Raw genomic sequence first — 25893 nt, 5'->3', positions numbered from 1 at the left:
GTGGGCGGACGGCCGGATTGCCTGTCCTACGCTCGGAAACGGTTCCTACGCCACCGGAGGTGGGTACGCTGTCGGTGTCTTTCTTCAATCAATCGGCCACATTCGAGCGGACGTGGGCCGGCACCAGGAGACATATTCTCGACGTCGTCGAAAATGGCAAGTATTCGCACGGTGCCAAGGTGGCCGAACTCGAGTCCGCGCTGGCGGAGTACACCGGCGCGAGGTTCGTCGTCGGGGTGAACAGCGGAACGGACGCGCTCGTCCTCCTGTTGAGGGCGGCGGGTCTGAAGCCCGGCGAGGAGGTGATCGTCCCCGCCTTCTCCTTCGGGGCGTCGGCGACCTCGGTCGTGCTCGCGGGCGGCACGCCGGTCTTCGCCGACATCGAGGCGGACGGGTACGGCATCGACCCCGCCGCGGTAGCGGGCGCCGCCAGGGAGCGCGCCCGGTTCGTCATGCCGACGCATTTGTTCTCGCGGCTCGCGGACATCGACGGCGTGCTTCGCGTCGCGCGACGTCTCGACCTCACGGTGGTCGAAGACAGCGCGGAGGCCATCGGCATGCGTCACCGCGGCACGCACGCGGGCCTGTTCGGCGCGGGCGGGGTGCTGTCGTTCTTCCCGACGAAGACACTGGGCGCGCTCGGTGACGCAGGCGCCGTGCTCACCGACGACGCCCGGATCGCCGCGACCGCCGACGCGCTCCGCCACCACGGCCGCTTCGGCGTCACGATCGCCGACTTCCCCGCGATCTCGACGGCGACCGGCCTGCCCGGTGTGAACAGCAAGATGGACGACATCCAGGCCGCGGTGCTTCTCTCGAAGCTCACCACGCTCGACAGTGACATCACCCGGCGCGCGGAACTGGCGTCCCGGTACAGCGAGGCGCTCGCGGGAGTGGCGGGTGTGCGCAAGCTGCCGGAACACCGGCCGGGCGGCGTGTTCTACGTCTACGTGGTCGAGGTCGACGCGCGGGACGACCTGGCGGCGTATCTGTCGGCGGTGGGGGTCGAGACCGAGATCTACTACCCGACCCCGCTTCCTCTGCAACCCTGCTTCGACGGCCTCGGCTATCGGAAGGGTGAATTCCCGAACGCCGAGCGCGCCTGCCGTCACACGCTCGCGCTACCGCTGTATCCGGACATGCCCGCCGGGGACTGCTACCGGGTCTGCGACGCGATCCGCGACTTCTACCACGGGCGGCGAGGATGACCCTCCCGTTCTTCCCGACGGATCTGTTCGACGACGACCGTGCCGAACTGCTGGACATCGTCCGTCGCGTCGGTCTCGCACCCGAGCAGAAATTCATCCTCGGCGAGCGCACGGCCCGGTTCGAAGCGGCCATCCGTGACTCGGTCGGCGCCGTGGACGCGGTCGCTTGTGGCAGCGGAACCTCGGCGCTGACGCTGGTCCTGCGCGCGATGGACGTCGGCGCCGGGGACGAGGTGATCGTGCCCGCCTTCGGCTGCGCTCCGCTCGCGGCCGCGCCCGCCTTGCTCGGCGCGACGCCGGTGTTCGCCGACATCGACCCGTGGACGATGGTCGCCGATCCCGCCGCGGTCGCCCGGCTGGTCACGCCGCGCACCAAGGTGATCATGCCGGCGCACATGTTCTCGGTCATGGCGGATATGCCGGAGTTGCGCCGGATCGCCACCGAAGCGGGTGCCCGGTTGCTGGAGGATTCCGCGGTCGCCCAGGGCGGGACCCTCGCGGGCACCCCCGCCGGGATGTGGGGTGACGCCGGTGTCTACTCGTTCGTGCAGGTCAAGACGTTCGGCATGCCGGGTGAAGGCGGAATGGTCGTCACCCGCGACGCCGGGCTCGGCTCGACGGTGCGGATGCTGCGCAACCACGGCCAGGACGGCAAGTCCAGGTTCGTGTATCACCGGATCGGCTACAACAGCCGGTTCGACGAGATCATGGCGGAGTTCCAGCTGTACCGGCTCCCGACGTTGCCCCGGCGGCTGAGGCGCCGGGCACGGATCGGCGAGTACTACACCGAACGCTTCACCGAACTGGCGGGCTGCGGTGTGCTCGCGCCGCCTCCCGCCCGTGATGGACGGTGCTACTACGTCTATTCGCTCCTCTGCGAGCGCAGGGACGAACTCCGTCAGTACCTCGCGGCGCGAGGCATCGGCTCGCACGTCTACTACCCGGCGCCGTTGCCGAGGCAGCCCGCGTTCGCTCCCTACACCCGGCCGGGCGACGCCTGGCCCGCGGCGGAACTGGCCGCGCGGCGGACGCTGGCCATCCCGATCTACCCGCAGCTGACCGACGGGCAGGTGGAACGCATCGCGGACGCGGTGTGCCGATTCGCGAAGGAGTCGTGATGCAGCAGGTTACCCGCACCCCCGCGCCGAGCGAGGTCGCCGACGAATGGCGCAAACGCGCGGAGCGGGCCGGGCTGACCCGGGTCATGCGCGCCTCCCAGCCCGCCGAACTCGCGGCGGGGACGACCGCCCGCACCATCCGGCTCGTCACAGGGTTCCTGGAGTCACTCGGCGAGGTGGGATCCGCGCTGGAGATCGGCTGCGGGATGGGCAGGCTCACCCCGTCGATCGCGGCGCACGCGCGTGCGGTGACGGCGATCGACATGACCCCGCGCATGCTCGCGCTGGCCAGGGAGAACTGCGCGCATCTGTCCACGGTGGACTTCGTGCGCACGACCGTCCAGCGGCTTCCCTGGAAGGACAAGCGGTTCGACGTCGCCGTTTGCGTATGGGTGCTGATGCACGTCCTGGACGACGACGAGATCGCCGACGCGTGCCGGGCGATCGCCGCGGCGGCACGGCATCTCGTCCTGGTCGAGTACGAGGACGCGGAGATCCCGGTTGGCCGGTTCTCCAGATTGCGGACCGTGGAGGAGTACTTGGCCCTGCTCCCCGGCGCCCGTCTGCTCGACCGACGTGAGCTGGACTACGGCGGCGACCGGTCGTTCGTCGCGTCGATCGCCTTGGACGACCCGCGATGACCACCCTCGCCGTCACTCGCGGCAAAGCGTATTTCAGGCTCGCGAAGCTCGACATCGTCGACTACTACCTCGGCGTGGTCGTGGTGTGGACGTTGCTGGCGCCGATGTCGAGGTTCGACCCGGGGGTCTTGGCGACCGTCGGGGTGTTCCTGCTCGGCGAGGTGTTCGTGATCGCGGCGATGGTCGCGCTGGACGATCTCACGGGTTATCGGGACGGCAGCGACATCACGAACTACTCGCCGGACGACGCGCGGCGCAAGCGATACCGGAAGCCACTGGTCGCCGGAACACTGAACGAGAACCAGGTGCTGCGGTTCGCGTGGGCGACCGGTGTCGTCGGCGCGGCACTGTGGCTCACGGCCATCGCGATCGCGCCCTATCGTCCTCTGTGGACGGTCGTGCTGATCGTGGTCACCTACTTCTTCTCGTTGCAGTACTCGTGGGGAGTGAAGCTCAGCTACCACGGCTTCCAGGAGTTCTTCATCGCCGCGCTCGGCTGGGCGCTGCTCCTCGCGCCGTACGGCCTCGCGACCGGCGAGTTCACCGGGTTCGCGCTCGCCCAGGCACTGCTCTTCGGTCTGGGGCCGCTGCTGTTCGGCGTCTACTCCAACACCAACGACGTCGACGGCGACCGCCGGGTCGGCAGGCCGACGGTGGCCGCCTTGACCTCGGTGCGGGGCAACATGTTCTTCGTGATCGGCGTGTCGGCGGCCGAACTCGCGCTGATCCTCGCCGTCCCCGCCCTCGGCGGCCCGTGGTGGTTCCCCCTCGCGCTCGTACCCACGATCGTGTCCCGCGGGTGGCAGCTGTGGCTCGGGTTCGCGCTGGGGGACATCCTGCGGGCGCGGATGCTCGGCATCCGGATCCACCGGCTCACCGTGCTGACGCTCGTCCTGGTGAACCTGGTGGTGATCACGTGACCGACGTCGACGTGGCGGTGGTGGGCGCGGGTGTCGCCGGGCTCACCACCGCGTACCAGCTGGGCAAGGCGGGGCGTGAGGTGCGGGTTTTCGAGGCGGCCGACGTGGTCGGCGGCCGGATGACGACCCTGCGCGAGGACGGCTACCTGATCGACACCTGCGCCGAGCAGATGGCCGAGCGGGGTTACGACGAGACCTGGCGGCTGCTGGCGGAACTGGGGGTCGGGCCCAGCGCGGCGCCCCCGATCGGACGCGGCATCGCGATGTGGCGCGGCAAGGCCAGGTCCGGCGTCGCGCAGACGCGGGGGTTGGTCACCGGAGCCGGGTTGTCCCTCCGGGCGCGATGGGACGCGGCACGGATGATCAGGGGCACGTTCGACACCGAACGCCCGGAGAGTTCGAGCCTGGGCGGGGCCACCGTCGCGGAGTTCGCCGCACCGCATCATCCGGACCTGCTGCGGTACCTGCTGCAGCCCATCGTCTCCGGCTTCTTCGGCTGGGATCCGGCCCGGTCCGCGGCGGCGCCCTTGCTCGCGCTGCTCACGGCGGTGGGGCCACCGCCGACCTGGCGGGCGTACCGCGACGGCATGGACACCTTCGCCCGTGCCCTCGCCGCGAAAACGGACGTCACCACGGGGTTCCCCGTCGATGAGGTCGTGGACGACGGTTCCTCGGCGCGCCTTTCGAGCGGTACGCGGGAGATCAGCGCGCGAGCGGTCGTGCTGGCCGTCCCCGCCCCGGTGGCGGCGCGGGTCCACCAGGGGCACGGCTCGGCCTTTCTCCGCGAGTGTTCGTTCACGCCGGTGGTCAAGGCGCACCTGCTTCTCGATCGCCCGCTCGGTGGCCCCGACTACGCCTTGGTGGTACCGACCGCCGAGAACGGCACGGTCTCCACGGTCATCTTCGACCATTTGAAACATCCCGGCCGCGCGCCGGAGGGCCGGGGGCTGGTCACGCTCATGGCCCATCCGGCCGTGGTGCCGGACCTGCTGGACGCCTCCGACGAGGACGTCGCGAGCCGGTTGACCGGCGCCGCCGAACCGCTCGTTCCCGGTCTGCGGTCGGCGACCCGCCGCGTGATCGTCCGGCGGGTACGCCACGCGTTGCCCGAAGCGACGCCTCGGGCGCTGGCCCTGCGCGCCGGGTTCGAGGCTGGGCTCGGTCGTGGCGTCGTCGACTACGCGGGTGACTGGGTGTTCCTGAGCCCGTGCAGCGAGTCGGCCGTCCGCTCCGGTCTGCGGGCGGCGCGACGGCTGGCCGCTCGCCCGGCGAAGGAAAGGGCCCGATGAAGCCGCACGACATGGGCACGCTGTTCGACGAGTGCGCGAACAACCGGACGTGGGTGTATCTCGACCGGCCGTTCGACATCGCTCCGGAGCGCGGGACGGCGTACCAGGTCGCCGGGCTCGCCCGCCTGGTGCGGGACGCCGCGGGATGGTTGTCCGAATCCGGGGTGAAGCCGGGGGACCGGGTGGCCATCGTCAAACGCGGCCACTGGGACTACGACCTGCTCGCCTGCGCCGCGGTACGGATCGGAGCCGTGCCGGCGAAGCTGTCCGGACTGCTGCCGGACGACACCGTGCAGCTCCTGCTGCGCCGTCTCGGCCCGGCGGTGCTGGTCACCGACCGGCCTTCCCTGCGGGCGGACCGGATCCTGCGCGTCGAGGACTTCGCCGCCGCGCCACCGCCCGCGGTGCACCGGAGGCACGCCGACGAGCCGCTGCTCATCTGCCACACCTCGGGGACGACCGGGACGCCGAAGCTGGTGGTCCACACGACCCGGACGATCATCGACCGGCTGGCGCGCCCGGAGGCGATCCGCTGGCCCGTCCTCGGTCTCCGACGCGACGACGTGCTGGCCAACGCCAGCGCGTACGCGCACGGCCGGACCTTCTGCTGGACGGCGTCGGCGTTGTGCCTCGCGCCGCGGGAGATCGTGATCCTGAGCGATCCCTCCTCGGCGCCGTCGATGTTCGGGCGTCATCGGCCGACCGTCATCGAAGCCCTTCCGTCGGCGTACGCGCGCTGGCGGCCACTCGCGAACTCGCCGGAGAACCCGTTCCTCCGGGTGCGGAGGTTCGTCAGCACCTACGACGCCGTGCACCCACCGGTGATCCGGACGATGCTCCACGCCAGCGGCCGGAAGTGTCCACTGTGGATGCAAGGCTGGGGCCAGTCGGAGACGGGTCCGTTGTCGTTCCGGTTCTTCACCAGACGTACCGCGCACACCACCCGTGATCTCGGCAGGCCGTTGCCGGGTCTCGCCCGGCTGCGGGTCGTCGACCCGGAGACCGCCGAACCGGTGCCGCGGGGCACCGGCGGGCTGTTGCTGGCCCGCACGCGTGCGCGATGCGTGGCGTACGTGGGGGAGCAGGACCGATGGGAGGCCAAGGTGCACGGGCGGTGGTGGAACACCGGCGATCTCGGCGTGGTGGACCACGGCGGCGCGGTGACGCTGCTCGATCGCGAGGTCGACAGCGTGCCGGGGATGAGCTGCCTCGCGGTCGAGGACGCGATCGAAGACCGCCTCCCGGCCATCTCCGAATGCGTGCTGCTCTCCGCGGCCGGGCGCGCGCCGATCCCGGTCGTCGTGACCGACGACGGGCTGGACACGGCGGAATGGCGGAAGGCGGTGCTCGACCTGCCGCCGCTGGGAGAGCCCGTGGTGCTCTCGTGGGACGAAGTGCCGAGAACCGGGACGGGGAAGGTACGGCGCCTGGAACTGCTGGCACGGCTGACCGGCACGGCCGCGACGCACGGTTCGGGAAGGTGGACGTGAGCACGGCCTACGCGTTCGACAACGACAGCGGGCACGCCGTCGAGCAGCATCGCTGTCTCTCCGCGGCGTACGACCCGGTCACCTTCACGCGGCTGGCGGGGACCGGTGTCGGGGCCGGCTGGTCCTGTCTCGAGGTCGGCGCGGGTGGCAGCGGTGTGGCCCAGTGGCTCGCCGCCAGAGTGGCGCCGACCGGCACGGTGCTGGCGACCGACATCAAACCCCACCACATCGTGCCCGCGCCGGGGTTGACCGTCCTCCGGCACGACGTCGTCCACGATCCCTTGCCCCAGGCGGAGTTCGGCCTCGTCCACACCCGGTTGGTGTTGCAGCATCTGCCCGAGCGGGAGGCCGTACTCCGTAAGCTTGTCCGCGCGCTGAAACCGGGTGGGTGGATGCAGATCGACGAGTTCGACATCTCCTACGGCCCGGTCCTGCTGGCGCCCGACGCGAGGGCCGCGAACCTCTACGAGACTTTCCTGTCGGCCAAGGAAAAAGCGTTCTCCATGGCGGGCGGGGACGGCACGTGGGGTCGTCGCGCGGCCGCGTCCATGGTCGCGGCCGGGCTGGTCGACGTCGATCCGGTGCCGTCGGTCTTCCCGTGGCGGGCCGGATCACCCGGTCTGGAGTTGCTGATCCACCACACACATCACCTGCGGGACCGGCTGGTCGCCGCGGGGATGACCGACGGCGAGCTCGCCGAAGTGCGGGCGGTCATGCGGGATCCGGGATTCCGGGCGTCGTCGTGTGTCGTGTACTCGGTGCGGGGCAGGCGGCCCGCATGATCACCGCGCTGGACACGGTGACGGTGGCCGGGCCGGTCGATCTGCCGCTGGCCGGCGAGCTCGACGTCCAAGCCGCCTGCGGCATCATGCATGTGCACGGCCGGAGCCTCGGCGAACCGACCCGGCTCGGTCTCGACTACGCGTCCATCCTCGCGGCCGAGCTCTCCGCGCTGGGCGCCGTCTCCCTGAAGCTCGCGCGTGGCCGGGGGATCCCGTTGCGCGGTGTGTCGACTTCCTTGGCACAGGCGGCGTTGCTGGCGATCTCGCAGTATCTCGCGGCGGCGACCACCGAGGACGAGCATCGGGAGCCGTTCGTCCCCGGCGGGCCGCCCTTCCACTCGGCCGACGGTGTCCCGTTCGAGATCGAAACCCTCGAACCGGCGGTCTGGCAACGGTTCTGGACGACGCTCGAAGCCGATACGCAAGCGATTTCGAGTGGCTGGCATCCGTTCCTGCACCGCTTCGCGACCGCGACCTGCCCTCTGCCTCCGCGGCTGTGGGAGGCCCTTGCCGCACGACCGATCGGAGAGCTCGAGCAGGTCGCCCTTCTGACGGGCATGACGCTGGTGCGGATGGCGAAGGAGCCGCTCGACCGGGCTCCCGCGTTCGTCGTGAGCGGGGAGGGCCGCGGCTACCGTCCGGTGCGGGCGGTGGAGCCGCTTCCGTTGTCCGGCTTGGTCGTACTCGAATCCTGCCGCCGGGTCCAGGGCCCGCTCGCGGGTCACCTGTTGCGTCTCCTCGGCGCGACGGTGCTGAGGATCGAGCCGCCGGGCGGTGATCCGCTGCGGTGGGTTCCGCCGATCGCCGGCCACACCTCGGCCCGGTTCCGCGCGCTCAACGACGGCAAGGAGGTCGTCGAAATCGACCTGAACACCCCGGACGGGAGGCGGCACCTGCTCGAACTCGCCGCCGGGGCCGACGTGTTCCTGCACAACTGGGCGCCGGGCAAGGCGGAGCGGTGGTCGTTGAGCGCACTCGATCTCGCGCGGGCGCGGCCGGGGATCCTGTACGCGCACGCGTCGGGCTGGGGGACGGAACTGGGGCCGGAACCACCGGTGGGCACGGATTTCGTCGTCCAGGCTCACGCGGGGGTTCCGCCGTCGCTGATGACGATCGTCGACGTCTTCGGCGGGATCGTGTGCGCGCACGGGATCGTGACGGGTCTGGCGCAAGGTGCGACGCGGGTCGCGTCGTCACTCCTGTCCGCGGCGTACCGGCTCAACGCGGGCGCCGGCCGTCGATGTGACCGCCCGCTGTCGGTGCCGGTGTGCGACGACCTGGCCGCACTCGCCGCGGATCCACGCTTCTCCCGCGCCCTCATCCAGGCCGATTGCGCGCTGGTCGCGTCGCCGTGGGAATTCACGTCATGATCTGGGTGTCGGAGACCGGGGTCGTTCTGCGTGACCTCGTGCCCGCCGGGGTTCGCCGCGAATGGGTCCGATGTGGACACTGCCCCGACCGCGATCTGTATTCGCTGTTCCGCGACCGGGTGCGCGAACATCCGCTTCGCACGGCCGTGATCGACGACGAGGGCGCGCTCGACTACACGACGCTGGATGTCGCGGTGCGGGCGATGGCCGCCCGGTTGGCGGCCGCCGGATGCGGCTCGGCGGACATCGTCGGAGTGCGGGAACCCGACGGACGGGACGCGGTGGTCGCGGAACTGGCGATCCTCGCGCTCGGCGCCGTGGTCTTGCCCCTGCCGCGCGGGGCGGACGGCTTGCTCGAACGCGCGGGCGTCCGGTTCGTCATCGAGGGCGGAAGGGTGTCGGGTTCGTCGAAGCCGGGCCACATCGCCGACGTCCACCCGGATGCTCCGGCCCGGATCCTGGTGTCGTCCGGCTCGGAATCGGAACCGAAAATGGTCGCGTACTCGCACAACGCCTTCGCCGGCGGCCGGGCCAACTACGTCCGTGCCGTCCACGGCGAGACCGCGGTGCCGCGAGACCTGGTCCTCGTCTCATCGACTTCGGGCTTCGGCTCATTCGGTGTCGCTGTGACCCTGTGCCGCCTCGGCGGCACGCTGATCTCGACCCGCCGGTTCGACGCCGGTGCGGCCCTCCGGCTGATCGCCGAGCACCGGCCGACCCACGTGTTCGGTGTGCCCGCGATGTGGCGGCGCATGGTCGAGCACCCCGCGGATGTGGACGCCCCCGGGCTCGTGGCCATCGTGTCGAGCGGCGACACCCTGCCGGCTTCGACGCGCGCCGCCTGCCGCCGGCGGTTCGGGGTGGAGATGATCGACATCTACGGCTCTTCGGACGGGGTCAACTGCCATACGACGATGCCGGAAAACGGTGTCGGGGTCCCGGATCCGGCGGTATGCGAAATACGTCTCGTCGACGGCGAGATCTGCGCGCGAGGCCCCATGACACCGCTGTGCTACGTGGGCGCGCCCGAACTGGACGCGGCGTACCGGCTCGACGGGGGCTGGGTGCGGACGGGGGACAACGGCCGGTTCGACGACCAGGGCAGGCTCCACGTCACCGGCAGGCGGAAACGGGTGGTGATCCGCGGCGGGTACACCATCAGTCCGGCCGAGGTGGAGCTCGCGCTGGGTGAGCATCCCGCGATCAGCGAGGTCGCCTGTGTTCCGGTTCCGGACAGCGTTCTGGGGGAACGGCTTTGCGCATGTGTGTCCGTCCGGAATGGACACTCGCCGGGGTTGCCCGAGTTGAAGACGTTCCTTGCCGCCAGGGGGCTCGCCGGTGCGAAGATGCCCGAGTTCTTGATCGCGCTTCCTGAGTTGCCGCTGGGGCGTACGGGGAAGGTCTGTCATCGCACGTTGACCGAGATCGCGGGGAGGATTGGGGACGTTCGACGTTCCCAATCCTCCCCACTCAGCCCACCATAGGACCCGACGAAAGATCAGCGCTGCCCGTGGATGGTCCGGTGGATCCACCCGGCGTAGGCGGGCACGCTGGTGTAGAGACCGGGGCCGTTGGCGCACGGCACGTCGTCGTCACCGGGGCCGGACGTGACGCCGATCAGCTCCCAGCGGCCGCCCCAGCCGCGCTGGACCTGCGGTCCGCCGGAGTCGCCCATGCACGCCATCGCGCCACGCTTGCGGCTCACCGTGCACAGCCGGGTCGAGTCCGCGTAACCGGGCGAGCATTCGGACACGGCGCCGATGCGGGTGTCGAGTTGCTGGAGCCGTTCGGGGAACACGACCTTTTCCAAGTCGGCGGTGTCGACCGTGGTCCCGAAGCCCATCAAGCGGGTCGGCGTGCCGGGGCGGCCAGGACGGTCGGCGATGCGGATGGGCCGTTCGGAGACCGGACGGTCCAGTCGCACCAGCGCGATGTCGTTCTTGTTCGGCGCGCCCGGCTGGTAGCCCGGGTGACGGACCCAGCGGTCGATCGTGCGGACGGTACCGCCGGACGTCCGCCGTTCGCTGCCGATGCGCACGGTGCCCTCCGGCCTGGCCGGGTTGTTGTCCGGGTCGACGCAGTGTGCTGCGGTCACCACCCACTGTGGATGCACCAGCACCGCCCCGCAGACGCCCTTGGCGTTGTTCATTTCGGGCACGACCTCCGGGATCGAGACCATGAATTCGTAGCGCTCGGTGGAGTTCTTGCCGTTCACCACGGCGCCGGCGCTGCCGGGCACCGCGATCGCACAGAACACTCCCGCCAGCGTGACAGCGGCGGCACGGACCAGGTTGCGGCGTAGGGTCGCCACCTTCGACATGCTTTTCCTTTGTTCGAGGACTTCGGATCGATCAAGTCCAGCTTCGTCGTCCGTCGCGTCAGGGACCATCGGGCCAGCCCCCGAACCGCGGTGGTGGCGGCGTGACGCCGGCCGGTAGCGCTGGTACCACCTGTGGCTCGGAACCCGGTGCTAGCTTCTTGCTCGTGAGCCTTGATGGCGTCGAGCAGCGACCGTCCGACTCTCCCTACGTGGAGCGGATTTACCGTGCCGGTCAGGCCGCCGCGGGGCCGTCGCGGATGCGGTCCATCGCGAACTCGAACTGGGAGCTCGTGGTGTGGCGCGACCGGGGTGAGACGCACGTGGCGGTGCGCGGCCCCGAGACGGGTCCCACGGTGCTGGACCTGGGCCCGGGCGAGGGCGAAACGCTCGGGATCATCTTCCGCCACGGTGCGTACCTCGCGCCGATGCCGGTTTCGGGACTGGTCGACACCGCCGTGACGAGTTCGCACACCACGGCCCGTTCGTTCGTCCTGCAGGGCGAGGAGTGGGAAACCCCGGGCTACGACAACGCCGATGTGTTCGTCGATCGCCTGGTCCGTGCCGGATTGCTGATCCGCGACCCGTTGGTCACCGACGTGCTCCGCGGCGAAGTGCCCACTTTGGTCACCCCGCGGTCGGTGCAACGGCGCGTGGCCGCGGCGACTGGGCTGACCCAGGGCGCGATCCGGCAGATCGAGCGGGCGAGGCAGGCCGTGATGCTGCTGGGGCAGGGGATGGCCGCGATCGAGGTCGTGCACCGGGTCGGCTATCACGACCAGCCGCATCTGGCCCGCTCGCTGACCCGGTTCACCGGTCGCACGGCCACCCAGCTCAGGCGCGCGAGCGAAGACGAGGTGCTGTCGCTTCTGTACAAGACCGAGGTCGCGGTGCACCCGTAGGTTTCGTGGTGACACACGGACCTACTGGAGGACAAGTCATGGCCATCACGCAGATCTACGTCAACCTGCCGGTCGCCGACCTCGAAGCGAGCACGAAGATGTACACGGCGATGGGCGGCACGGTGAACCCGGATTTCAGCGGTGACACCTCGGTCCAGGTGGCGCTCGCCGACACGATCCTGGTGCAGCTGATGACGCGTGAGACGTTCGCGTCGTTCACCAAGCGACCCCTGACGGACGGTCCGATCGAGGTGATCAACGCGTTGGCCGCCGGGTCGCGCGAAGAGGTCGACGGCCTGGTCGAGGCGGCACTGGCCGCGGGCGCCACCGAACCGCGCGCGGCCCAGGACATGGGCTGGCTGTACAACCGGGCCATCGACGACCTGGACGGCCACAGCTGGGAACTGCTGGCTTACGACCCGGCCGCCATGGACGACGGGCAGAATTGACGACCATGACCGACGCCCGGCCGCTCGACACGGACGCGGCCACGTTCCTCGAGGTGGTCCGCTCCGGCGATCCCGCGCGGTTCGCGCTCGTCACGGAGCGCCACCGGCGTGAGCTGCAGGTGCACTGCTACCGGATGCTCGCGAACTACGAGGACGCCCAGGACCTGACGCAGGAGACGTTCCTGCGGGCGTGGCACAAGCGGGAGTCGTTCAAGGGCCACGCCGCGCTGCGGACCTGGCTCTACCGGATCGCGACGAACGCCTGCCTCGATTTCCTGGAGAAGCGCAAGGACCGCACCTTGGAGGACTCCGAGGTGCTGTACCTGCAGCCGTATCCCGACCGGATGCTCCCCGAGGATCCGCAGGAATCGGTGGTGGCGCGGGAGACGATCGAGCTGGCGTTCATCGTCGCCGTCCAGCACCTGCCGCCTCGGCAACGGGCGGTGTTCGTCCTGCGGGACGTCCTCGGCTGGCCGGCGTCGAAGACGGCCGACGCCCTCGAGCTGACCGTCGCGTCGGTGACGAGCGCCTTGCAGCGGGCGCGCGTGACGATGCGCGGGCGGCTGCCCGACCGCCGTCTCGACTGGCGGGGCGCGGAGCTGTCGAAGGGCGAACGTGGCGTGGTGAAGGCGTACATCGAGGCTCATGAGCGCAACGACCTCGACGGGCTGGCGGCCTTGCTGCGCGAAGACCTGCGCTTCGTGATGCTGCCCGAGGCGGGCACCACGACCACGACGGCCAAGGACGCGGTGGACGGCTGGGTCTCCGGCGGGCTCTTCCGGCGCGGCCACGACGACTGGCGCGGTATCACCACGACGGTCAACCGCATGCCGGCCGCCGCGCTGTACCTGCGCACCCCCGAAGACCCGGAACACCGGCTGTTCGCCATCGCGGTGCTGCGCGTCGCCGACGGGAAGATCGCCGAGCTCACCGGCTTCGACGCCACCGGCAAGCCCTGGCTGGGCCTGCCGCCGACCCTGTGATCGTCCAGGTCCGTCGTGTCGCGAAAGCCACCCTCAGCGCCTCGTCTCGTAGCGGGTCAGCACCACGCCGCCGGGAAACGTCCGGGTCTCCATCAGGGTCAGGTTCACCCAGCCGTCCAGCGCGGTGAAGAACGGCGTGCCGCCGCCGACCAGGACCGGCACGGTGACCAGCACGTACTCGTCGATCAGCCCGGCCCGCATGGCCGCCCCGGCGAGGGTCGCGCCGCCGATGTCCATCGGGCCGCCGTCCCCGGCCTTGAGCCGGGTGATCTCGGCGACCGCGTCGCCGGTGACCAGTCGGGTGTTCCAGTCGACCGCGGCGATCGTCGAGGAGAACACCACCTTCGGCATGTCGCGCCAGCGGCGGGCGTACTCGATCACCGCCGGGGTGGCGCCGGGTTGCCGGTCGGCGGTCGGCCAGTGGGGACTCATCGCCTCCCACAGCTTGCGCCCGTACAGCGCCAGGCTCGTCGCGGCGACCCGGTCGGACCACCACTGGAACAGCTCGTCGCCCGGTGACGAATCCGGTCCGTCGCCTCCGCTCCAGCCGAGGTCGTCGCCGGGCGCGGCGATGTAGCCGTCCAGGGTCACGTTCATGGCAAAGGTCAGTTTCCGCACGTCAGCCTCCGGTGAGTCGATCTCATCCGTACAGACGGTCGCGGTGCGGGAAACTGATCGGTTCCGCCTCCGGCACCCCCATCTCGGTGAACGCGGCGTGCGCGGTCTTCCGGTGCCGTCGCGCGGCGACCGGATCACCGTCGGCGAACAACGCGTCGGCGAGTCCGCTTTGGGCCCTGGCCAGTTCGTAGCGGCTGTCCGCCGCGGTCGCCGATTCGATCGCCTGCCGCAGGCAGCGCACCGCTTCGCCGGCCCGCCCGGCGGAGAGCAGGGTGGCCGCCATGTCGGTGCTCGCGGCCAGGAATCCTTCCCGGCTGCCGATCTCCGTGGCCAGCTCGATGGCCTGCCGGTGATGCGCCAGCGCCTCGTCGGTCCGCCCCGCGGCGACCAGCAGGACACCGAGGTGGTTGAGCACCTTGCCCTCGTCGGCCCGGTTGTGCGTCTGCCTCGCCACGTCGAGCGCCTGTTCGTAACAGGCCCAGGCGTCGGCGTCCTTTCCCAGGTACCAGAACGTGGTGCCGAGACCGTCGAGCGTGCGGCATTCACAGAGGCGGTCACCGCTCGCCCTGGTCGCGTCGAGGGCCTGGGACAGATGCTCGACCGCGGCGGAATGATTTCCCAGCCGCATTTCCGCGATGCCGATATTGCACAACTGCCGTGCCCGGAACGACTCGTTGTTCTTCGCGACGGCGAATTCCATGGCGCGCCGGAAACAGGGCAGCGCGGCGCGGAAATCACCGAGACCGGCCAACAACAGGCCGACGTTCCCCGAGAGGTTGACGACGTAATCGGATTCACCGGCGGCGTCGAACTCTTCGATCGCCTCCTGCAGGACGGCGAGTGATTCGGCGGTGTCCCCCCGTTGCCAATGGGTCATGGCGAGCCCGTTCAGCACGTGCCCCCGGGTGACCCCGGTGGCGACCCGCGCGGCGTCGCCGAACAGGGCGAGCGCGTCGCTCACGTGTACGCGGGCCTCGAAATAGCTCGTCATCACGCACGCGAGCCGCGTGACGTGCTCGTCACGTCCTTCGTTCAACGCCCAGCCGGACGCGACGATCAGGTTGACCCGTTCGGCGTCCAGCCAGGCCATCGCCTCGTCCGCCCCGGCGAACACGAGGGCCTGCGCCGAGGGGGTGGGCAGGTCCTGCCACCGCTCCGCCTCATGCGGGTAACACGTGACGAGCGCGGCACGGGTGGTGGCCAGCTGGAAGTCGAGCAGCCGTCCCACCGCGGCCCGGCGAACGCGGGCCTGGACGCTCTCCCGGACGCGTTTCTCGGCGAACACCCGGACCAGGTCGTGCAGTTCGAACCGGGACCCGCGGGCGGTGACCATGTTGGCCGCCACCAGATCGTCGAGTTGCCGCCGGACGACGCCGATCCCGGCGCCGGCCAGCGCCGCCGCCGCGTGGTCGTCGAAATCGCGTCCCGGGTACATCGCGAGCAGGCCGAGCAACACCCGGTCCGGCTCGGCCAGCTCGTCGTACGACGTGCGCAACGCGACTTCGACCCCGTCGTCCAGCCGCAGCATGGTCCGCAGATCGGCGAGGCGGTCCCGATGGTCGGCCATCGTCCACTCGTCCGAGGCGGCCAGCCGCCGGGTCACCAGCGCGAGGGCCAGCGGTAACCGGCCGACCAGTTCGATGATGTCGGCCGCTTCGCCCCGCTCCGCGTCGACACGTTCGTCGCCGATTCCGTCGCGGAGCAACTCGACCGATTCTTCCGGTGTGAACACGTCGAGCGCTACGTGCCGTGCTTCGGTCAGCTCGACCAGGCGGCGCCTGCTGGTGACCAGCACCAGACAGGACGGAACGGCGGGCAGCAACGGCAGCACCTGGTCGACCGACGCCGCGTTGTCCAGCAGGATCAGCGCGCGCCGTCCGTCGAGCAGCCGCCGGAACAGCGCGCTCCGGGCGGCGAGGGTGAGACAGCCGATCTCGCTACCGGACGCCCCGAGCCGGCGCAGGAAACCTTCGAGCACCGCGGCCGGGTCGGCGGCCGGACGATCCGCGTCGAAGCCGCGCAGATTCACCACCAGCCGCACGTCGGCGAACCGGCCCCGCTCGCCCCAGAGCCGCGCGACCTCGACGGCGAACCGGGTCTTGCCGACCCCGGCCATTCCGGAGATCGCCCACACACCGGCGTCCTCCGGCTCGGCCTCCAGCACCTGGCGCAGCTGTGCTTGCCTGCCGACGAACCGGCCGGTCCCGGCGGGAAGGTGATCGGCCACGCTGATCACGGCCGCCTCGGTGGCGTCGCCGGTGATCACCCGGTGCGCCTGCCGCCATTCCGCGGCGACGTCCATGCCGAGCAACACGGCCGCGATGTCGACGACCAGCTCGACGTCCAGCCGTTTGCGCCCGGGCAGCAAACAGCGATAGACGGTGTTGTAGGCGGGAAGGTCGGCCGTCCCGCGGGCCGTGCGCAGGCGCCGCACCCGCCGGTGCAGTTCCCGGTGGGTCAGCCCCGCCCAGGCCAAGGCCTGCCTCAGCCGCTGGGAGAGCTCGTCGTACGACCGAGCTCCGACCGGACTCGGGCGCTGTTCCTCCGTCACGGGAACCCCCTGGACACGCGAACCGAATGCCGGTCGACCCTAGTCGAGGAGCAACGGCGATGGGCCGGATCGGCGAACTCGATGGTCGGCGATCTCTTCCATTCGGACAGTGCCGATCGACCATACGGACTACCCTTCCCGACCGTGAATCCCGACCGGACGGACGTGGGCGAAATGCCGCCAGAGCCGCTGGGCGCCGGTTCGTTCGACGAGCTGGCGGTCCGGCTGAACACGCTGCGCGGCTGGTACGGCGTGTCCTACCGCGAGCTGCACCGGCGGGTCGTGCGAGGGCGGCGGGCGGCGGGCAACCCCGATCTGCCGGTGTTCAACACGGTCTACCGCTGCCTGCGGCCGGGGAGACGGCGGGTCGACGCGGACCTCGTCGCGGACATCGTGCGCGCGCTCACCGCCGACGAGGCGGTGGTGGCCAGGTGGCGGCAGGTCTGTCAGGTGATCGCGGGGCTGACGGCGGACTCGTCATGGGTGACCGTCGCAGGTGAGCTGCCTGCCGACAGCACGGACTTCGTCGGCAGGCACGCCGAGCTGGCCGCGATCACCTGCCCCGGCGGAGACGAGCGATGCTCGACGGTCGTGATCGACGGCATGGCCGGAGTCGGCAAGACCAGCCTCGCCGTCCGTGCCGCGCACCGGCTGGCGCACCGCGACGGCATCGTGGTCCGGTTGTGGGCGGACCTGCGCGGCTACGACGCCGACCGCGCGCCCGCCGACCCGCTCGCGGTGCTGGACGAGTTCCTGCGGCGGCTCGGCGTGCCGGGCGGGGAGATCCACCGTCTCGGTCCGGCGGATAGGCAGGCGACCTACCGGCGGCTGCTCGCGGACCGGCGTCCGATCGTGGTGCTGGACAACGCGGCGGACGCCGACCAGGTGCGCCCACTGCTGCCGGAGCGGGCGGGCGGCGTCGTGCTGATCACCAGCAGACGGCGGTTGACCGGCTTGGCCGGTGCGCGGTCCGTGCACCTGGAAGCGTTGCCGGGGACCGAATCGCTCGACGTGTTGCGCAGGCTGGTCGGTGCGGCCGAGGTCGCCGAGGACACCGAGGCCGCCGCGCGGATCGCCGAACTGGTCGGCCATCTGCCGCTCGCGTTGACGGTGGTGGCGGGCCGGATCCGGAACCGCCGCGACTGGACGTTGCGCGACCACGCCGCCCGGCTCGCGGAACGCCGGGACACCCTGCGGGTCGAGGACGAGCTGGAGAACGCGATCGGTCTGTCCTATGCGGACCTGCCCGCCGAGGCCGCGCTGCTGCTGCGGCTCCTCGCGATCCATCCCGGCCGCGACGTCGACACGCGCGCGGCGGCCGCGCTCGCCGGGGTGGACCCGGGTACGGCGGAGGAACTTCTGGGCGAACTCGTCGCCGGCAGCCTGGTGCAGCGGCACGTCCAGGGCCGGTTCGGCCTGCACGACGTGGTCCGTCTCTACGCGGCGGGGCTGGCGCGGGACGTGGACGCCGCTTCCGCGCGGCAGGCCGCACTCGGGCGGTTGTTCGACTACTACCGGCACACCGCCTGCCGCGCCATGGACCGTTACGCCCCGCATGAACGCGACCGCAGGCCCGTAGTGTCCACTTCGGACGTTGCGGCACCCGACTTCGCCGACCTCGCGGCGGCGACCGAGTGGCTGGACGCCGAACGGCACAACCTGGTGGGCATCACCGCGCTGGCCGGGGAAGAGGGCCGGAGCGAGGACGCGGCCATGATGTCGCCGATCCTGAACCGGTACCTGTACAACGCGTTGCTGTTCGCCGACGCGGAGATCGTGCACGGCATCGCGATCCGCGCCGCCGACCCGCTGATCCAGGCGAGCGCGCATATGAGCCTCGGTGCGGTCTACCTGCGTTCCAACCGCTACCAGGAGAGCATCGACCAGCTCAAGCAGGCGCTCGAGCGATACGACGCGGCCGGTGACCGGACCAGCTGGGCGCGGGCACTGAACAACCTCGGCAACGCGTTCGACCGGCTCAGTGACTTCGCGGCGGCCGAGGACTGCTACCGGCGGGCGTTGCTCGTGCACCGGGCGACCGGCAACCGCACCAGCGAGAGCCGTGCGCTGGGCAACCTCGGGAACAGCGCGATGCGTGTCGGCGACTGGGACAAGGCGGCGACGTACCTCGACGAGGCGCTGGAGATCATGCTGGAGGTCGGGGACCGGGTCGGGGAATGCCTGACCTACGGCAACCTCGGCACGGTGCGCGAGCAGCAGGGTCACTCCGCGGAGGCGCTCGGCCACTACCGGCGGGCGCTCGTCACCGCACGCGAATTCGGCTACCGGTTCCCGGAAACCGAGGCCTTGCTCCACATCGGAGTGTTGCTCGCGCGGCTGGGCGTGCACGACGACGCCTTGACACATCTGAGCGAGGCACTGGACCTCGCGCGCCGGAACAGTTTGGGCGAGTTCGAGGTCAAGGCGCTCAACGGAATCGGCATCGCGCTCGACGGCAAGGGGGACGCCGCGGGCTCGATCGCCAGGCATCGCGAAGCGCTCGCGGTCGCCGAGAAACTGGGCGATCGCTATGAGCAGGCACAGGCGCACAAGGGGATCGAACGCGGTGCGGCCGTCACCGGCGACAGCGGCACGGCCGACGAGCACGGGCGGAAGGCACAGGCCCTGTTCACCGAGATCGGCCTGCGTTAGCCGGTGCGACCGCACGGCGCGGTGACGGTTGCGAAAGCCACTTTCGTAACGTCGAAGGTTGTGAAAGTGGCTTTCGCAACGTCAAAGGGCGAATGGTCGGCTCACGCCCATTTGTACCCGACGCCGAGGAAACCCGGCTGAACCTTCGCCCGCACCTTGGGGGTGGCGGCGAGGCCGAGGTAGCCGCCGCCCTTCTTCGGCGGTCCCGACCACCGCACGACGACGGTGCCGGAGGTGCCGCATCCCGCCGTCGTCCAGGTCGCGACGCTCTTCTTTTTCTTGGTGCTCCAATAGTGGCCCTGGACCTGGACGCAGATCCTGGTGTTGCTTCCGGACTGCGCGGCCCACTTGTAGCGGCGGTGCTGCGGATTCTTCTTCGACGCCGGGCTGATCCAGGCACAGTCCGAAGTGGACACCTTCCAGCCGCTGTACCCGGCTGTGGCGCCACGCCATCCGCCGCAGTCGGTGGTACCGACTTCCGGAGCCTCTTCGGTCAACGTGACCTCGGCCGTGCTGTCATCGGCCTCCTCGGCCATGGCCGGCGCGCTCTGCATGGCGAGCGCCATACCCGCGACCATGAGGCCGGTCGTGACCCGTGTCGTCCATTTCTTCAAAATGCGTCTCTTTCTCGATTTCGCGCGCTCGGATATTTTCCATCAGCCGTCAATTCGGCTACGTCAGATATTAACGGCGACGCGGGGAACCGGACAATGATCTTGAGCGACGACCTTGATCGAGGTTGATCGAGAGTTCCGAAGTCGGCTATGAGCGCACCATCGCGATACCCATCGCGTCGTACAGCGACTGCGCGCGTTCGCGATAAGGCTTGGCCTTGTCCGGCGCGCCGACGCCGTCGTGGGTCGCCGCGATACCGGTCAGCGCGCGGGCCTCCTCATGCGGTTCGCGGGTCAGCCGGGCGAGTTCGGCGGCCCGCGTGTAGTGCGCGAGCGCGGAAGGCCGGTCACCGCGGGCCAGCGCGCTGTCAGCGAGCCCGTTGTGCACGAGGGTCTCCAGCGGCCGGATGCCCGTCGCCACCGCGATGTCGAGCGCGGCCTCCTGGTGCACGCGGGCCGCCGCCGCTTCGCCCTGCCGTAGGTGCACCAGCCCGAGGTAGGCCAGTGCGTACCCTTCGGCCTCCCGGTGGCCCTCGGCCCTGCTGACCGTCAGTGATCGGCCGAGGTGGTCGTGGGCCTCCGTCCACCGGCCCAGCGCGCGGTACACGTCTCCGAGGTTGTGCAGCGCGATCGCTTCGCTCAGCCGGTCACCGATGCGTTGGGCGTTGGTCAGGCAGTGCCGATAGCAGTCGAGAGCGGCGTCCAGCTCGCCCCGGCGTTCGTGGACGAAGCCGAGGTTGGACAGCGCGCGCCCCTCGTTGAGGCGGTCGCCGTTGTCCCGGGAAACCGTGACCGCCCTGCTCAAGTGGTCCGCCGCGTCGGCGTAGCGGCCCAGTTGCCCGTACACGGTGCCGAGGATGTTCAGGGCGCGACCGGTGACGACCGGGCTCGCGTCGACGTCGAGGCAGCGGGTCAGATGGGTCACCGCCTCGTCGAAATGGCCGAGCCTGGCGCAGATCGCGGCCAGATCGACGAGCGCCTGCTGGATGCCGATGGCGTCACCCGCCCGCTGTGCCTCGCTGAGCGCGAGACGGTGCAGTGTGCGCAGCTCGCCGTAGTGACCGTGCACCCGCAACACCTGCCACAGCACGGTCGAGAGGTCGCGGGCGTAGGTGTCGCCGGTGGCCGCCGACTGTTCCGCGATGGCGATCAAGGTGGGCATCTCCGCCGCCAGCCAGGTCGCCGCCTCTTCGGCACCGGTGAACCGGACGTTCTCGGCGATCGGGGTGAGCAGCGGTCTTCGGTTGGGGTCGCCCGCCCCCATCGACCCGGCCGCGTCGGCCGCGCCGGCCACACAGTGCTCGGCGAGGCGGCGCAGGGCCGCCGATCGCCGCTGTGCCGGTTCCTCGTCGGCGCGGCCGCGCGCGTAATCGCGGACCAGATCGTGGAATTCGAACCGGCCGTCCGCGCGGTGCGCGAGCAGCAGGTGACTGTCGACGAGCACGTCGAGGAGTCGGCGGGTCTCCGGCGGATCGGTGCCCAGCAGAGCCGACGCGGCGGTGGTGTCCCAGTGCGGGCCGGGGTGGAGCCCGAGCAGACGCAGACCCGAGGCGACTTCGCCGGGCAGCGCGTCGTACGACCAGGACAGCACGGAGGGCAGGGAGGTGGTCTTCTCTTCGGTGGTCAGTGCGGCGAGCCGGCCCCCGGCCGAACGCATCGAGGCCGCCACGTTCGCCAGGTTCCGGTGGTGCGCGAGCCGTTCACCGACGATGCGCAGGGCGAGTGGCAGGCCGCCGCATCCCGACACCATGTCGGCGAGCGCGGTGCGGTCGGTGAATCTTCGGCCGTCGCCCGCCAACCGGTCGAGCAAGGAGAACGACTCCCGCTCGGTCAGCAGCGGCACCGGCACCCGGTAGGCGTCGGCGCTGATCGTCAGGCCGTGCAGGGCCGCGCGGCTCGTCACCACCACCGCGCAGCCCGCGTGCCCGGGCAGCAGCGGCCGGACCTGGTCCGCCGAGCGGGCGTTGTCCAGCACGATGAGCACCGAACGGCCGGCCAGCACACTGCGCAGCGACGCGGCCCGGTCGTCGAGGTCGGCGGGCACGTCCGCCACGGGCACGCCGAGCGCGCGCAGGAACGACCGCAGCACCTCTGCCGGATCGACGGGCGCCCCCGGCCCGTACCCACGCAGGTTCGCGAACAGCTGCCCGTCGGGGAAGTCCTGCTTGACGCGGTGCGCCCACTGCACGGCCAACGAGGTCTTGCCGACCCCGGCCATGCCCTCCAACACCGCCACGAGGACACCTGCGCCGGCCCTCTCGCCGTGGAGGGCGTCGAGCGCGTCGATCTCCCGCTGCCGCCCGATGAACGACGTGATGCCCGAAGGAAGTTGGGCGGGCACGGAAACGGCCGCCGTTCTCGGGGGCGACACCGCGTCCGGGCAGTAGTGCCGCACGAACCGGCTCGCCTGTTCGCCCTGGAGACCCAGCCCCAGTGCCAGCGCCTCCACCGAATGGCGCCGTGGCCGGGCGACCCGGCCGTGCTCGATGTTGCTGATGCTCCGCACCGTCAACCCGGTGCGTTCCGCCAGCTCCTCTTGCGTCAGCCCGGCATCCCGCCGTGCCTCACCCAGCAGCGAACTCGGCTCACGGTCCATTTCGCGGATGTTAGAGCGGGTGTGACGACGAAAAACGGTGGTTCGGGGAAGACTTTGATCGAAATTGGTCGAAAACGCCGGGGATCAGGGTCTGAAGAGACGGTGTGCCACTGGGGCTGACGTGCCGTCGGCCGTGGCGGACCGCTCCGCCGCTCGTTCGAAGTCGGCGCGAGCCTGACCGGACAGGCCCAGCCCGGCCGCGATGAGCCGGACGGTGTCGCGGCGGGGCCGGTCGACGCGGCCGTGCTCGAGATCCCTGATCGCCCGGACGCTGACCGTCGAGCGGGCGGCGAGAAGCCGCTGGGTCGCGCCGAGGCTGGTCCGGTGGCTGCGCAGCAACCTGCCGAAACTGGCCGGACCCTCGTCCGCCGGGGTCGTCGTGTCCGGCGCGGGGGCGGCGCCGGACACTTGTCCGAGGTATCGGGGCAGGGGCGGTCCCGTGTGCACGACTTGAGTCACTGGCGTCCTCCGCTTCGCTCAGCGATGCCGCCTCATGATCGGCAGGCGGCAGGCGGAGGAACAACCGGAAACTTCCCCGAAGAAGTGCCGGTTCACCGGAGAAGCCCGTTCGGCTCGGGCGAGCCGAACGGGCTTGGCGGCGTTATCCGCAGCAGATGTTGTAGCCGTGGTTCCGCCAGAACAACGAGGGACTCGGATTGTCGAGAACCGGATCGCCGGTGCTGTCCGACGCGCTCTCGTGCCTGCCCGGCCGGTACTCGACATGCGTGTGCGCGGAGCTCGCACCGCGGTACTCCTCGGTGCCGATCTGCCGGCCACGGCCGACGAATTCACCGACCGCGAGCCCGTTCGACGGATTGAGATGCAGGTAGATGATGGTGAAATCCTGATCCCGGTTGTAGATCGCCAACGTGGACAGACCGCCGCTGCCGTTGCTGCCTTCGGTCTTCCTGATGACCTGGCCCTGGGTCATCGAATACACGGAAACGCCGAAGCCCCGGGCGAAGTCGATACCCTCGTGCCTTCCCGACGTGCTCACGTAGCCGTCGAAATAGGAGCTGATACGGCCGGAGTCGCTGTGGTAAAGCCCGGTCTCCAGCCATTCGTTTCCCGGCAGTCCGAGCAGATGACCGACGTTTTCGTTGTACGTCGAGGTCAGGTTTCCTTTGGCGCCGTGCGGGAACGAGTCGATCGGGCCCGTCCAGCCGTTCTTGAAGAAGACGGTGACCACCGCGTCCCGCCGGTTCCACACCGAGGCCGCGTTGTTCCTCACACACAGGCCCTTTCCCGCCCCCGCGCCGAGGAAGTGATAACAGTCGGCGCCCGTGCCGTAGTTGCCGACCGACGCGTCGAAATCGCTGACCGATCCCTGTTGGTCGCTGTTGTAGTACAAACAGAATTCGCCGTCTTCGCAGACGCCGTTCCGTGCCGTCGCGGCTTGCGCGGCCGGGGTGATCAGGAGAGTGCCACTCAACGCCAATACCATGCCGAACAGTGCGATCATCACTCTTCTCAACGACGTTCCCTTTCCCTTTGAACGCGGCGGATCAGCCAGTGCGCGACGGTACGTACGGGAAGGACGCCAGGGAAGTCGTGAAGGGAAAACTGCCGCTCATTCGCCGGCCTTGACCCTCAATTCAGTTCGGGAGCACGGCTTTCGGTGCGACGTAGTGCCGCGAGTTGCAGGCCGAGCACGACACCGACGCCGATGGCCGCGGTGGACACGATCGCTTCGGCCACGGCGGTCCACGATCCGGGGACTTGGGCGAAGACCTGCGACAGGCTCAGGTACATCGCGGGTCCCGGCAGGACGGCGCCGGTCAGTCCGGGGATGGTGACGACGGCGGTGGGGACGCGCAGTGTCCTGGCCGCGGTGCCGGCGAGGATGCCGAGCACCGTGGTCGCGAGAAAGATCGCCAGCGGGGTGGCCAGGCCGAGCGCCGAATGCCCCACCCAGTTCACCAGGGAGGTGGCGACCCCGGCGCCGCAGGCGAGCGGCCACCACCGGGCGGGCGTGCCCATCAGGATCGCGTTCCCCAGCGACCCGACCAACGCCGTCACCGGCACCAGGGCGAGCGGCAGCGCGGCGAGCTGGACCCGGCCGGCCTCGCCGAGGATGTCGAGACCGTTGGCCACCGACACCACGACCATGACCCCGGAGAGGATCGCGCCGGTGAGCAGCAGGACCGTGACCATGCGCGCGGCCGCCATCAGATGGAAATCGCCGACGGCGTCTTCGACCAGCGAAACCAGGGACAGGATCGGCAGGAGCAGCACGAGGTTGGCCGCGGAGAGGCTCGCGGCTTCGTGTCCGTCGAGCAAACCCAATGACAGCAACGCGATCGCGGCCACGAGTACGGTGCCCGCCTTGGCGGCGACCTGGAAGAACTCCGCGATGCCGATCAGCCCTAGTGCCCAGCCGACGCGGTTGGCGAGCACGAACAACGCCGCCGCGGCCAGCGCGGCGAGGACGGTGCCGTTCGCCTGCAGGCAGATCATCGCCGCGAGCAGGCAGCCGCCGAGCAAGCTGACGTACCACGGCCAGGTCGGGCCCGCCGCGGAGAGTTCCTCGACCGACCGCTCGGCTTCCTCCGGTGAGATCTCACCTGTGCCCGCGCGGACGGCGAGCGTTTCCAGATCTCCCATCCGGCCGATGTCGCGGGTGTCGTTCGCCTCGATGCTGCCCAGCAGCACCACCGGCTCGCCGCCGTCGCTCGGGCAGTACTGCACGTGGATGGCCCGTACCGCGACCGAGATCCGCGGATCCTCGATGCCGCCCGCGCTCGCCAGCCGTCGAACCGTGCGGACGACGACCGCGGTCTCGATGCCCTGACGGAACATCTGCATCGCCACGTCGAGAGCGAAGGTCAGCACACGTCGCGCCCGTGCGCGCTCGTCCTCCGGCATGGCGGGAACTGTAAAGGGCCGACCCGCCCAGGAGAGTGATCGCGAGCGGGACGGCCACCCGGCTTGACCCGATCGTGGCACGATCGGACGGTGCCGTCACCGCGGAGGCTGACGGTACTTCCGGGTGAACCGGACACCGTTGAAGGTGTGGGTGCAGCAAGGGCACATCGGCTCCATGTCGTCGACACCCAGTTCGGGGTCGACGACCTGCAACCGGTTGTCGTCGTCCACGTAGAGGCCGCTGTAGTAACTGGCCTCGTCGAGCCGCACGCGGTCGCGTCGTTCGTGCGGCCGCCGGGCGACCAGCCAGTGGATCGGGGCGGGGGAGTCGAGCCGGGCGGCGGCGAGTTCTCTCTTCGTGTTGCGCTGGTGCCGGTGATCCCCGCCGTGATCGTGGTGGACGAGTCTGGCGCGGGTGTTCACACGACGGTACAGCGGTTCCCTCATCGCACCTGCTTTCTTTGTCTCGGCGAGTGTTCACGCGCGCCTTCAAGACTAACGTCAAGAAAGGACTCCCGATGACTTTTC

The 25893-nt window shown here is 70.2% G+C and carries 22 protein-coding genes; 13 read left to right on the top strand and 9 right to left on the bottom strand.

Features of this window, described 5'->3' with window-relative positions; all coding sequences use genetic code 11:
- Positions 1-59 precede the first annotated feature (59 nt).
- From DMC64_RS22495 to DMC64_RS22455, 9 genes are read left to right on the top strand one after another with little or no spacing between them, the layout of a single operon-like run.
- Positions 60-1208, top strand: a complete 1149-nt coding sequence (locus DMC64_RS22495; RefSeq protein WP_233629772.1) for a DegT/DnrJ/EryC1/StrS aminotransferase family protein — start codon at positions 60-62, stop codon at positions 1206-1208.
- Positions 1205-2326, top strand: coding sequence for a DegT/DnrJ/EryC1/StrS aminotransferase family protein (locus DMC64_RS22490; protein ID WP_125735163.1), 1122 nt, complete (start codon positions 1205-1207; stop codon positions 2324-2326). The genes DMC64_RS22495 and DMC64_RS22490 overlap by 4 nt, the downstream gene beginning before the upstream one ends.
- Complete coding sequence (locus DMC64_RS22485) at positions 2326-2967, top strand: class I SAM-dependent methyltransferase (protein ID WP_125735162.1); 642 nt, start codon at positions 2326-2328, stop codon at positions 2965-2967. Before DMC64_RS22490 ends, DMC64_RS22485 begins: the two co-directional genes overlap by 1 nt.
- Complete coding sequence (locus tag DMC64_RS22480; protein WP_125735161.1) at positions 2964-3887, top strand: UbiA family prenyltransferase; 924 nt, start codon at positions 2964-2966, stop codon at positions 3885-3887. The genes DMC64_RS22485 and DMC64_RS22480 overlap by 4 nt, the downstream gene beginning before the upstream one ends.
- On the top strand, positions 3884-5176 hold the full coding sequence (locus DMC64_RS22475; protein ID WP_125735160.1) for an NAD(P)/FAD-dependent oxidoreductase: 1293 nt from the start codon (positions 3884-3886) through the stop codon (positions 5174-5176). The genes DMC64_RS22480 and DMC64_RS22475 overlap by 4 nt, the downstream gene beginning before the upstream one ends.
- The gene (locus DMC64_RS22470; RefSeq protein ID WP_199755061.1) at positions 5173-6666 is read left to right on the top strand and encodes a class I adenylate-forming enzyme family protein; all 1494 of its coding nucleotides are present in this window, start codon (positions 5173-5175) and stop codon (positions 6664-6666) included. Before DMC64_RS22475 ends, DMC64_RS22470 begins: the two co-directional genes overlap by 4 nt.
- Positions 6657-7448 carry a class I SAM-dependent methyltransferase gene (locus DMC64_RS22465; RefSeq protein WP_125735159.1) on the top strand — a complete coding sequence of 264 codons (792 nt, stop codon included), beginning with the start codon at positions 6657-6659 and terminating at the stop codon, positions 7446-7448. The genes DMC64_RS22470 and DMC64_RS22465 overlap by 10 nt, the downstream gene beginning before the upstream one ends.
- A complete protein-coding gene (locus tag DMC64_RS22460; protein WP_125735158.1) occupies positions 7445-8818 on the top strand; it encodes a CoA transferase in 1374 nt (457 codons plus the stop codon). The genes DMC64_RS22465 and DMC64_RS22460 overlap by 4 nt, the downstream gene beginning before the upstream one ends.
- The gene (locus DMC64_RS22455; protein ID WP_125735157.1) at positions 8815-10302 is read left to right on the top strand and encodes a class I adenylate-forming enzyme family protein; all 1488 of its coding nucleotides are present in this window, start codon (positions 8815-8817) and stop codon (positions 10300-10302) included. The genes DMC64_RS22460 and DMC64_RS22455 overlap by 4 nt, the downstream gene beginning before the upstream one ends.
- 14 nt (positions 10303-10316) lie before the next feature.
- Here DMC64_RS22455 and DMC64_RS22450 read toward each other — a convergent pair whose 3' ends face one another.
- The gene (locus tag DMC64_RS22450) at positions 10317-11138 is read right to left on the bottom strand and encodes a trypsin-like serine protease (RefSeq protein ID WP_125735156.1); all 822 of its coding nucleotides are present in this window, start codon (positions 11136-11138) and stop codon (positions 10317-10319) included.
- Positions 11139-11302: 164 nt separating this feature from the next.
- Between DMC64_RS22450 and DMC64_RS22445 the strand changes: the two genes are divergently transcribed.
- From DMC64_RS22445 to DMC64_RS22435, 3 genes are read left to right on the top strand one after another with little or no spacing between them, the layout of a single operon-like run.
- Positions 11303-12037 (top strand): helix-turn-helix domain-containing protein, encoded by a 735-nt coding sequence (locus tag DMC64_RS22445; protein WP_125735155.1) that lies wholly within the window; start codon positions 11303-11305, stop codon positions 12035-12037.
- 38 nt (positions 12038-12075) lie between these two features.
- Positions 12076-12486 (top strand): VOC family protein, encoded by a 411-nt coding sequence (locus DMC64_RS22440; protein WP_037345088.1) that lies wholly within the window; start codon positions 12076-12078, stop codon positions 12484-12486.
- 5 nt (positions 12487-12491) lie between these two features.
- On the top strand, positions 12492-13469 hold the full coding sequence (locus tag DMC64_RS22435; RefSeq protein ID WP_125735154.1) for an RNA polymerase subunit sigma-70: 978 nt from the start codon (positions 12492-12494) through the stop codon (positions 13467-13469).
- 33 nt (positions 13470-13502) lie between these two features.
- On the opposite strand, the gene DMC64_RS22430 is transcribed toward DMC64_RS22435, so the two are convergent.
- Together DMC64_RS22430 and DMC64_RS22425 are read right to left on the bottom strand one after the other, a co-directional pair.
- The gene (locus DMC64_RS22430) at positions 13503-14087 is read right to left on the bottom strand and encodes a dihydrofolate reductase family protein (protein ID WP_125735153.1); all 585 of its coding nucleotides are present in this window, start codon (positions 14085-14087) and stop codon (positions 13503-13505) included.
- 22 nt (positions 14088-14109) lie between these two features.
- The gene (locus DMC64_RS22425; RefSeq protein ID WP_125735152.1) at positions 14110-16638 is read right to left on the bottom strand and encodes a tetratricopeptide repeat protein; all 2529 of its coding nucleotides are present in this window, start codon (positions 16636-16638) and stop codon (positions 14110-14112) included.
- 144 nt (positions 16639-16782) lie between these two features.
- Here DMC64_RS22425 and DMC64_RS22420 point away from each other — a divergent pair, with 144 nt between their 5' ends.
- On the top strand, positions 16783-19290 hold the full coding sequence (locus DMC64_RS22420) for a tetratricopeptide repeat protein (RefSeq protein WP_158634246.1): 2508 nt from the start codon (positions 16783-16785) through the stop codon (positions 19288-19290).
- A 101-nt stretch (positions 19291-19391) separates the two neighbouring features.
- On the opposite strand, the gene DMC64_RS22415 is transcribed toward DMC64_RS22420, so the two are convergent.
- The 6 genes from DMC64_RS22415 to DMC64_RS22390 form a co-directional block, all read right to left on the bottom strand.
- Complete coding sequence (locus DMC64_RS22415) at positions 19392-19904, bottom strand: hypothetical protein (RefSeq protein ID WP_037345096.1); 513 nt, start codon at positions 19902-19904, stop codon at positions 19392-19394.
- A 148-nt stretch (positions 19905-20052) separates the two neighbouring features.
- Positions 20053-22500 (bottom strand): tetratricopeptide repeat protein, encoded by a 2448-nt coding sequence (locus tag DMC64_RS22410; RefSeq protein WP_125735150.1) that lies wholly within the window; start codon positions 22498-22500, stop codon positions 20053-20055.
- Positions 22501-22584: 84 nt separating this feature from the next.
- A complete protein-coding gene (locus DMC64_RS22405; RefSeq protein ID WP_199755060.1) occupies positions 22585-22908 on the bottom strand; it encodes a helix-turn-helix domain-containing protein in 324 nt (107 codons plus the stop codon).
- 193 nt (positions 22909-23101) lie between these two features.
- Positions 23102-23932 (bottom strand): peptidase inhibitor family I36 protein, encoded by an 831-nt coding sequence (locus tag DMC64_RS22400; protein ID WP_233629771.1) that lies wholly within the window; start codon positions 23930-23932, stop codon positions 23102-23104.
- Positions 23933-24090: 158 nt separating this feature from the next.
- Positions 24091-25365 (bottom strand): threonine/serine exporter family protein, encoded by a 1275-nt coding sequence (locus DMC64_RS22395; RefSeq protein ID WP_125735147.1) that lies wholly within the window; start codon positions 25363-25365, stop codon positions 24091-24093.
- Between the two features lie 96 nt (positions 25366-25461).
- Entirely contained in the window at positions 25462-25812 is a 351-nt protein-coding gene (locus tag DMC64_RS22390) for a hypothetical protein (protein WP_125735146.1), read from the bottom strand.
- Positions 25813-25893: the final 81 nt, after the last annotated feature.

The sequence above is a fragment of the Amycolatopsis sp. WAC 04197 genome (assembly GCF_003947475.1).
GTDB lineage: Bacteria > Actinomycetota > Actinomycetes > Mycobacteriales > Pseudonocardiaceae > Amycolatopsis > Amycolatopsis japonica.
Note: the sequence above shows the minus strand (reverse complement) of the source record. Positions and strands in the feature narration are given on the sequence as shown.

Coding starts and splice junctions, on each gene's coding strand:
- DMC64_RS22450 (WP_125735156.1), bottom strand. CDS start 11,138: ATGTCGAAGGTGGCGACCCTACGCCGCAACCTGGTCCGTGCCGCCGCT.
- DMC64_RS22485 (WP_125735162.1), top strand. CDS start 2,326: ATGCAGCAGGTTACCCGCACCCCCGCGCCGAGCGAGGTCGCCGACGAA.
- DMC64_RS22480 (WP_125735161.1), top strand. CDS start 2,964: ATGACCACCCTCGCCGTCACTCGCGGCAAAGCGTATTTCAGGCTCGCG.
- DMC64_RS22470 (WP_199755061.1), top strand. CDS start 5,173: ATGAAGCCGCACGACATGGGCACGCTGTTCGACGAGTGCGCGAACAAC.
- DMC64_RS22490 (WP_125735163.1), top strand. CDS start 1,205: ATGACCCTCCCGTTCTTCCCGACGGATCTGTTCGACGACGACCGTGCC.
- DMC64_RS22390 (WP_125735146.1), bottom strand. CDS start 25,812: ATGAGGGAACCGCTGTACCGTCGTGTGAACACCCGCGCCAGACTCGTC.
- DMC64_RS22455 (WP_125735157.1), top strand. CDS start 8,815: ATGATCTGGGTGTCGGAGACCGGGGTCGTTCTGCGTGACCTCGTGCCC.
- DMC64_RS22410 (WP_125735150.1), bottom strand. CDS start 22,500: ATGGACCGTGAGCCGAGTTCGCTGCTGGGTGAGGCACGGCGGGATGCC.
- DMC64_RS22395 (WP_125735147.1), bottom strand. CDS start 25,365: ATGCCGGAGGACGAGCGCGCACGGGCGCGACGTGTGCTGACCTTCGCT.
- DMC64_RS22435 (WP_125735154.1), top strand. CDS start 12,492: ATGACCGACGCCCGGCCGCTCGACACGGACGCGGCCACGTTCCTCGAG.
- DMC64_RS22460 (WP_125735158.1), top strand. CDS start 7,445: ATGATCACCGCGCTGGACACGGTGACGGTGGCCGGGCCGGTCGATCTG.
- DMC64_RS22440 (WP_037345088.1), top strand. CDS start 12,076: ATGGCCATCACGCAGATCTACGTCAACCTGCCGGTCGCCGACCTCGAA.